Source organism: Verrucomicrobiales bacterium (genome assembly GCA_016793885.1).
Classification (GTDB): Bacteria; Verrucomicrobiota; Verrucomicrobiia; order Limisphaerales; family UBA11320; genus UBA11320.
Window position 1 is genome coordinate 21,148 of record JAEUHE010000265.1, and the last position, 7,553, is coordinate 28,700.

A 7,553-nucleotide genomic window follows, 5' to 3' on the forward strand; every position below is an offset into this window, starting at 1 on the left:
TATATGAAACTCTCTGAGCTGAAACAGCATCTCGCGGCCAATCCGACAGCCAATTTGCGGTTCTCGCTTCCGAATGGTGATCTGGTTGAAGCGCATGCGCACGTGACGGAGGTTGCCCGTATCGACAAGCGATTTGTGGATTGTGGAGGAACGTTGCGAAATGATTCCTTTTGCCGGCTGCAGACCTGGGTAGCCAACGATCTCGATCACCGGCTCCCAGCCTCGAAGTTGCTTTCCATTTTGAACAAGGCGCAATCGATTTTGGCGACTGAGGATATAGAAGTGGATGTGGAGCATGAAGCGGGCTTAATCAGCCAATACCCACTCGCGGCCGTCGAGGTTGAGGGATCCGAATTGGTCTTCAAGTTAACGAGGCGGCACACCGCTTGTTTAGCGGAGGACCGATGTCTGCCGAAGAAACCCCGTCCGAGCCTCAACGATTTCAAACCATTGCCAAGATTCTCATGAGCACCAATCCCACTACCCCACTCATCCTCGTCCTTTGCACCGGAAATTCGTGCCGCAGCCATTTGGCTGAGGGCATCCTGCGCGCAGCCTCACAGGGCCGATTCCGGGTTGCCAGCGCGGGAAGCAAGCCGGCGGGATATGTGCATCCTTTGGCGATCAAAGCCCTGGCGGAGATCGGGTTGGATATCTCCGCCCACACTTCCAAGCACATGAACGACTTTCTTGAGCAGCCCGTTGAAACCGTCATCACGGTGTGCGGAAACGCCGATCAGGCCTGCCCGATGTTCCCGGGGCAGTTGAACCGCCACCACTGGGGCTTTGATGATCCTGCGCATGCGGCAGGAACGGACGAGGAAAAGATGCAGGTCTTTCGTCGCGTGCGCGACGAAATCCGCCGGGTTTTTGAGGCCTATGCCGCTGGACGGCTGGATCAGTTGAAGGGACTCACGGCTGCGCAGGTGTGATGAGGCGATAGAATCGACCAGCGGGCGAAGCATTCGTATCCGCAACTTTCTCAACTCGATGAATGGGTTGAGAGACGATGTCTCCCAACTTCAACCACAGCGTGCTCTCGAGTCCTTCTTTGTACTGCACGCTGTAAGTGCGATTGGAGCGCGCTGAGAACTCGAGCAGCGGTTGGAAGGCTTCGATATCGAGGTGGATCCGAAATCCGCTCTCGGCATCGAGGGGATCACTGCCCGCCCGGTATTCTTGGAGGTTCGTCAAGTTGTCCGCATCCGGATCCAGTACTCCGTCGGCGACTCGGGGGTCCAGTCCGTAGGACGATTCCCAGTCATCGGGGATTCCATCTCCATCTGTGTCGACGACCACACTGAGAGTGGCGGAAGGAATGGTGCGGGCATTCCCCAGCACGTTCCCAACCAAGACCGAATAATTAGCCGAGCCGCTGGGTTGCACGTTGGTTAGGACCAGGAAGCTCTGAGCGGAATTCACGGTGAGAGTGCTGATGGTCGTGGCTCCTCTGCGCCAGCGGTAGGTGAAAGGACCAGTTCCATTGACGGCTACACTAAACACGGCGGTTCCTCCGGCTGCCACGGTGATCGGTTGAGGCGGGATGGCAATCGTTGGCAGGATGGCGACTATCAACCGGGCAGGGTCCGTGACCACCGATCCGGCTTCATCGGAGATTCGCAAGGCATAGAGTCCGGTCTGGTCGACCTGCACATCGCGCAACACCAGAGTGGCATTGGTGGCTTCGGGGATCGGGACGCCATTTCTGAGCCACTGCAGGCTTAAGACTCCGTTACCAATCGCACCGGCCCGCAGCGTGATGTTGGTTCCTGCCGCCGCCACAGCCGAAGCCGGACTTTGGGTGACGATGGGTGGAAGCTGAACCCAAAGGTTCGCGGAATCACTCAAAATGGCGCCCCCCGAGTTCATCACGACCACATCGTAGCATCCGACCTCGGTCACTTGAATGCTCTCTAGGTTAAGATCCGGTCCAGTCGCGCCGGGAATCGCCTCCCCATTGCGCCGCCATTGATAACGTAGCGGAGGCGATCCGGTTGCGCGAACCGAGAAGCTGACTGAGCTGCCGAGAGCTTTTGTGACGGATATGGGAGGATGAGTGATGATCGGCGGCAGGGGCGGCTCGCCGGTGCGCCCCGGCGACGGTGCAGCGGCGTTCCAATCCAAGCTTTCGGTGGAAAGTGGCATCATTGATCGTCGGTGCAGTGAAGCTCCTTGGCCGTCCGCCAGCGTGGGCCAGGCATCCTCGTCATCGAAAGTCGCTTCGTCCAGGGTCTGTTCCAGCAGTGTTGGCTGGCCGGTCGTATCATCCGCCTGCAGGGAGATTGGGAAAAGCAGCTTCAGAGTTCCACCGCCATGATCGAGAGAGCCGGAATAGGGTCCCAACACGAAGGTGGTGGCGGGGACATCCCAACGAGTCCGGAAGGACTCCAGCGAAGCAGGGGAGTTCTCGGGATCGAAGCCGACAATCACTGCGGTGCTGCGGGGTGGAATGACCGTGTTGGTGGGTAGCACATACTCGATATCGCCCGTCAACCTCCAAGGATGGCTCGGAAGCTGCGGGTTCTGTAACAGCAGGGGGGAATCCGTCGCATTGTACAATTCGACGTATTCGTCCTGGGGGTCGGATGGGCTTCCCTGAATACTGTGGTAGTGAATTTCACTGACAAGGAGCGCCACTTTCGGAGGGGAATTGGAAATTCCCAGCGACTGACTGGAGAGGGGGATCATCCGATCTGTTGCAGCCGCGCTCCATCGGCCCAGGCTCTGATTGGGAGCGGATGCCGGGAGACGCACGACATCCGAATAGCCCGTCAGCTCGGCGGCGGCATTGGCCGAATACAGGCCGACTTCGTCTCCTCCGGCACTCAAGGCGAAGCTCGGGAAGAGACCTGGATTCGGATTGAACTGCGGCTCGCGAACCACCAGAAAACCCCTGCCAGGTATAGTAGTTCCTGCCGGCAGTCGATACTTCTTAGGCTGCGCCGGATCATCCGTCAGAAACCAGTAGCTCACATCCGCGATGGAGTCCGACGGGTTGAAGAGTTCGATGGCATCCGCTTCCGGGGAAGAGGAATTCGCCAAGACTTCACTGATTCGGACTTGAGGCCAGCTCGTGATCGTATCGGTCAGCCCAGGCTGGCCGAGCGGACGTTCACTGGGCTGCCATTGAGCCGCAGTGGCCCAAGTCTCGGATCCTGCCAGCAGGTTGACAGCGATCAGTGAGAATCCGAGCCCATCGGTGACTCGGTGCCAGGATGGTTCATAGCTAAAGTCGAGGACTTCCTCCCCGGCGGCATCCTCCAGCTTGAGACGCTCGCCGGAGTTGTTGAGACTGCCTTGATAAACTCCGGCCACGTCGGGTCCATTGCCGTAACGGGAGCGAAAAGCGGCGAGGTTCCGCACGATCACTGTGCGCTCGCCCGGGCCCAGCACTGGTGAGGGGGAGGTGGTAAAGCTGAACTGTATCCCCTCGGTGAAGCGAACGCCTGCAAGGTTCAACGCGGTATTTGAAGTGTTCACGAGCTCAAGGTATTCGAAATCCTCGGACGCATAGGGGCCGGTGGATGGTTCTGGTGGATGATACATCAGTTCACTTACTCTCAGTGATTGTTGCGCTGAAGAGAGGGCTCCGCTGACCACGGCGGAGGCGACCATCCGGCCGCAGTGGTCGGTTAATTGCAACATCTCGCCGAGGTTGGAGAGCCGGCCCTGATACGGACCTTGCACCATCAAACCTTGGCCCCCGCGTGGACCGCTTTGCCGCGCCCGAAACGCCTTTGCTTCCGGGGAGAGGTAGAGGTTTCCTCCAGCCGGAATCACCGTGCCCGGACGGAAGGTGAAGTCGATAGCTCCCGCAACTTTCCAACCTGTGATGTCCACGGCGAACGTGTTGGTGTTCTGCAGCTCGATGAACTCCTCAAGCGAATTGCCTGAGGCGGGAGTGGTTTCTATCCGGCCAAATTGCAACCGGATGTCGAGTGGTTGGGCATCCGGTATTCCCGCGCGATTGGCATAGCTGGAATTCGCGGTGTTGTGGGTCCCGTAGAAATGAGTGCGCCGTTGACGAACATAGTTGTTCAGCAGCTCTTCCACCGCTTGGTTGAAAGGCACGTTGGTCATTGAGTAGCCGCCATAGCCAATGGCCCAACCCCACTTCTTGCGATCGGCCAGAGCCTCCGGTTCGATGCGTGCCCACATTTCCTTGATGCGGTTGTCCATGACCAGCGAGGACTCCGCAGTTCCCGGGGGCTGGAGCAACTGATCCATAAGGGTTCGCAACCGTCGGAGATACATTTCCCGAAGCTCAGGAACCACGATGAGTGAGTCGAAAAGCCGATTGTAGGACCAGGGAATTGCAGAATCACGCCAGCCCGACGCTCCATAAAATGGATGGGACTCGCGGTCATCTTCATTTCCAGCGATATGGTCCACGGCCCAGACCTGACCCATCGAGAGGTTCATGTCCCACGGCACCAGCCTCCATTCATCGGTCACTCCGGTATCCCGGTGGGGACACACGTTGGCATGCACGCCATCCGCTTGTTGAGTCAGGTGGAAGCAAGCCAGATAGTTGATGACCGACGGGATATCGGTAGTATCGAAGAGATGCTCGCGTCGCTGAGTGATGCTTCGGTTTTCGGCGATTCCCGTGGTCCAGGAGACCAGATCCGAGAGATCCTCATTCAGTCGGGTCTGTTTCTCCGCTTCGCGGCAATCCCTTCCGCCGATGGCCGCTTCGGGCAGGATGTTGAGCATGAGGGCGTTCTTGTAAAGCGCACCTTCGGGGTTGAGTCCCATCCGTTCCAGGAGCCGGTCGTCCATGGTTTCGGTGTGAAACGCCAGCTGGTGAAACTGCCCGTTCACGTGCAGGCGAACGGCGAAGTGGATCGGGGCAGGGGTGCCCGCCTGGTTGAACAGCCAGAAGGAAGTGTTCTGGCGCAGGTAGCTGGGATCGATGAACTCCGCGTTTAGGGCGAGTTCTCGAACCGGCTTTTCGGTCTCCGAAAAGCGGAAGGGACGGGACTTCAGAAAATCTACTCGGTGAGCCTTCTTGTTCAGCCCGCGGGTAGTGCCCCCTTTCAGTCGGACGAACACATTGTCGTACAGTTCGCCGTCGTAGAAGAAGGAGCCCTGAGTGCCTGCGTCGGTGTCCATGCCGGCCGGGGTTCTTACAAAAAGCTGGTAGATCGGAAGCGCGGTTGTGATCGACGGATCCCGCACCACAGTGCCCAGGTATTCCTCGCTCTCGACCGGATTTTCGAACAAAGGCCAGCGCGACGTATTGCCGGCAGAGTCGGCCGCCGTGATGAAGTAGCGGACGAGTTGGCCATTGGTCGATGCGGAAGCGGGGATGAAGGCCCCGAATTGGCCGTCAGCGGCGGCCCCGTCCCCATGCAGGCCATCATCGAGCATGGGAACCGAGTTCGTGGCGCCATAGTGGACGCGATAGCGAAGCGTCACGGACTGCACAGGATTGAACGAGGGAGTGACTCGGGTGGTGACCAATAAGTCCTGCACGTCGGTCGGGATCCGGGGTGAGTGCTGGGTTTCTGCCAGAATCGGGCCGAGGTCTTTGACGCCGCCGCCGTTGGGTGCGCCAGGGGTGGGACGTTGAAAGAACTGAGGTTGGCTGGTTTGACGACCCAGTTCTGTCCCAGTGAGGCGAACGGACAGGTAAAGGTCATCATCAGCCGCACCCAGGTTCAACCCGTGGATGGCCAGGATATTGGTGCCCGCATGCAACAGTCCTTTGATATTACCGAAGCTGAAAGACTCCTCCCGGCTTGGCCCATGGGTGGCGGTGGCGACAGAATTCCACAAAATGGGATCCAGTGCATTGGCGCGGACAACCTCCTGGCCGTTGATAAAGGCGACGAACCCATCATCGTAGCGTAGCGCCAGGCTGAGGAGGCTTAGGACGTCGGGTTGTTCAACAATGAAAGGAAATCGAACAAGCAAGGATCCATTGACCGTGTGCATCGCGTCTCCAACGTCCGTGGCAATCCCACGAACCGGGATCACGCCGTCGCCCGAATAGATTTCGGCGATTTCCGGTGGTGTGAGGATGCGTTTGTAGAAACGGAAGTCATCCAGGGCGCCATCAAAGCGCCGCCAATAGGGATCGTGAGACATTCCGAGTTCGATTCGGCTGGTGGTGTCCCAGGACCAGGCACCGCTATTAGCTTGTGACTTGTCGAGCACGCCGTCGATGTAGAGCGAGGTGGCTCCTGCCGCCGTCTGATCGTAGGTGTAGGTTACGAGATGCCAGCGGTCGTCGGCGATGGCTCGGTTGGACATGAATGTATTGCGCACGGTGCCCGGGCCACTGACGGCTTGCACCAAGAGACGGCCTTCGTTGTTGAGGACGATCACGTCACCGCGCGTGGTGCGTCGATCAAAGAGAATTGCGCCATCATTCCCTGGACCTTGGTTGCCAGCGGAGCGCATCCAAAACACCACGCTGCCCTTGTTGATGTTCACATCAGGGTTGGCGGCGATCGTCACTTGGCTGCCCGTCTCGGCCGAGAATACCATTACCCCCGTTCGGCGAAGCGCAGGCGATGCGCCATCGATGGAGGATTCCTCCCAGCGTGCGCCGAAATTCGTCCCGTTGCGAAGGATTCCGGAGGGCTTAACATCGGCGATGACTTCATTGTCCGGCGCATTGGCGAAGTCGTAGCGAAGGCTCAGGCTGGATGCCCCGACGAGGTTGGTGAGCCCGCGGGAATAGCCCAAAGAGCCCGTCGCGCTTTTCCAAGAGAAGTCATCGAACGGCTCCGTCGCACCACGCCAGGAATCTCCGAGGATTTCACCGCCGTTGACCGAAGTGGGAACCAGCCAGCGTGATGTAGCGTTTGAGGCGATCAGTGAGCTCGTGGAGACTTCCATTCCGTAGCCGAAAGAGATGTCGGGCAGTTGGGCTGGGAAACGCGGGCTGTATTGGGATGTGATTGTCGTCCCGTCGGGCTTTACAAGTGCGAGATACTCCCCTCCATCGGAGAGTTTGAAGTTGGTGTGCAGGGGCTTACCCGGGAGGCGGCGATTCTTTTCCGAAGCAAACACCAGAAGAAATTCCTGCGGACCGAGGTTGGCGCTCGGAAAGGTCCATTTCGTTTTGCTCCCGGCATTGTCCGTCAGGGACCAGTTGAGCAGGCTGACTGGGTTGGTGCTTTGGTTTTGAATCTCGATCCAATCCGAGAAATCGCCATCCTCATCCTTTACCGTGCGGGTGTTCTGAGCCATGAATTCGGTGATCACCAGTTGAGCCCGCACGGGCAGGGAGAAGCATAACAGGAGAAGCGACAGGCGGAGCCACAAGTCTCGGTTCAGCATAGGCAGGAACAACGTCATGGTTTGCTACATGAAATCGTATCAGGTTGGAGGAAATATGGCACTAACTACTTGGGAGTGATGAGTGACGAGTGACGAGTGACGAGTGACGAGTGACGAGTGACGAGTGACGAGTGACGATTTCGCAGTGTTCATTGCACGTTGAGGGAAGGGAAATGCGCCGACACGGCGCACGCTAGTGCGACTGTGAAGCGCACCAACATAGCAGGGTGAGAGTCCCTGTCAGGCCTATGTTCACCAGG

At 58.4% G+C, this 7,553-nt stretch carries 3 protein-coding genes; 2 read left to right on the forward strand and 1 reads right to left on the reverse strand.

What is annotated here, in order from left to right; all coding sequences use genetic code 11:
• The first annotated feature begins 3 nt into the window (after positions 1-3).
• Positions 4-468 carry a hypothetical protein gene (locus JNN07_28790; protein ID MBL9171761.1) on the forward strand — a complete coding sequence of 155 codons (465 nt, stop codon included), beginning with the start codon at positions 4-6 and terminating at the stop codon, positions 466-468.
• Complete coding sequence (locus tag JNN07_28795; GenBank protein MBL9171762.1) at positions 465-932, forward strand: arsenate reductase ArsC; 468 nt, start codon at positions 465-467, stop codon at positions 930-932. Before JNN07_28790 ends, JNN07_28795 begins: the two co-directional genes overlap by 4 nt.
• Here JNN07_28795 and JNN07_28800 read toward each other — a convergent pair.
• Positions 913-7,293, reverse strand: a complete 6,381-nt coding sequence (locus JNN07_28800; GenBank protein ID MBL9171763.1) for a lamin tail domain-containing protein — start codon at positions 7,291-7,293, stop codon at positions 913-915. The genes JNN07_28795 and JNN07_28800 overlap by 20 nt on opposite strands.
• Positions 7,294-7,553 lie beyond the last annotated feature (260 nt).

What these genes read in the sequence shown, in the direction of transcription:
- JNN07_28800 (MBL9171763.1), bottom strand. Translation starts at nt 7,293, where the DNA reads ATGCTGAACCGAGACTTGTGGCTCCGCCTGTCGCTTCTCCTGTTATGC.
- JNN07_28790 (MBL9171761.1), top strand. Translation starts at nt 4, where the DNA reads ATGAAACTCTCTGAGCTGAAACAGCATCTCGCGGCCAATCCGACAGCC.
- JNN07_28795 (MBL9171762.1), top strand. Translation starts at nt 465, where the DNA reads ATGAGCACCAATCCCACTACCCCACTCATCCTCGTCCTTTGCACCGGA.